General features: G+C 57.9%; 1 protein-coding gene. It reads right to left on the reverse strand.

The genetic code is table 11. The features are described from left to right. A partial coding sequence (locus HMPREF3101_RS00010; protein ID WP_210386137.1) for a Rib/alpha-like domain-containing protein occupies nucleotides 1-961 on the reverse strand: 961 nt, incomplete at both ends.

A 961-nucleotide genomic window follows, 5' to 3' on the forward strand; every position in this document is an offset into this window, starting at 1 on the left:
ACGCCCTTATCGTCCTTATCCGGACCCTGCGCGTAGCGGGTGGAGGCAGGCAGATCATGCTTCAACGACTCCGGAGTAGCCGTGATCTTCGTGCCCGGCTGACCCTTCGCATCGTTGTACTTGACCTCGTAGTCACCCTTGACAGTGACAGTGAAGGTCTCATTATCCACAGAACCATCCGGGTACGTGACCTTAACCGGAACCTCGATCTTGTCACCCGGCTTCGCATCAGCAGGCGGGGTCACGCGAACCGTGTCAAACGGCTTGCCCTCCGGGCCGGTCTCAATCTTCCAGCCATCGATGTCACTCGGAGCCTCAACCTTCGAGCCCTCCGGCAACTTGTCACCGGTGTTCGGCACATCAACCGGCTCATTCGGCTTAGTCTCAGCGTTCTTCCAGTCCGGGGTCGTCTGGTCTGCCTGAGTACCCTTGTCATCTGGGTTCTGCACCGTGACAGTGAATTTCTCAATGTCCACAGAATCATCCGGGTAGGTAACCTTCACCCAAATGGTGGACTTATCACCAGTCTTCGCATCTGCCGGCGGGGTCACCGTGATGTCGGTGCCGTTGACCTCAGTCTTCCAGCCCTTATCGGAGGAAGCCTCAACCTTGGAGTCTGCTGGAATTTCCTCGCCCACGTTCGGGGAGGTCACAGGCTTGCCGGCCGGGGTCTTCTGGTTCTCCCAAGACGGAGTGATCTCATCAGCAATGCCCGGGGTGTCATTATCTTCCGGCGGAGTAAATGGCTTGTCACCCTGAACAACAGTGATCGGGGCGTAGATCGTTTCCTTGGAACCATCCGGGTAGGTCACCAGAACCGGCACCTTGTACTCACCCAGCGGCGCATCATCGTTCGGCTTGACCTTGATGGAGCCGTCCTCATTGATCTTGAGATCACCCGGGAAGGCATCAACCGGACCACTCGGGCCCTGAATCTTCTCCGTCACGTCCTCAGGTGCGG

It is taken from the genome of Corynebacterium sp. HMSC29G08, assembly GCF_001806875.1.
Classification (GTDB): domain Bacteria; phylum Actinomycetota; class Actinomycetes; order Mycobacteriales; family Mycobacteriaceae; genus Corynebacterium.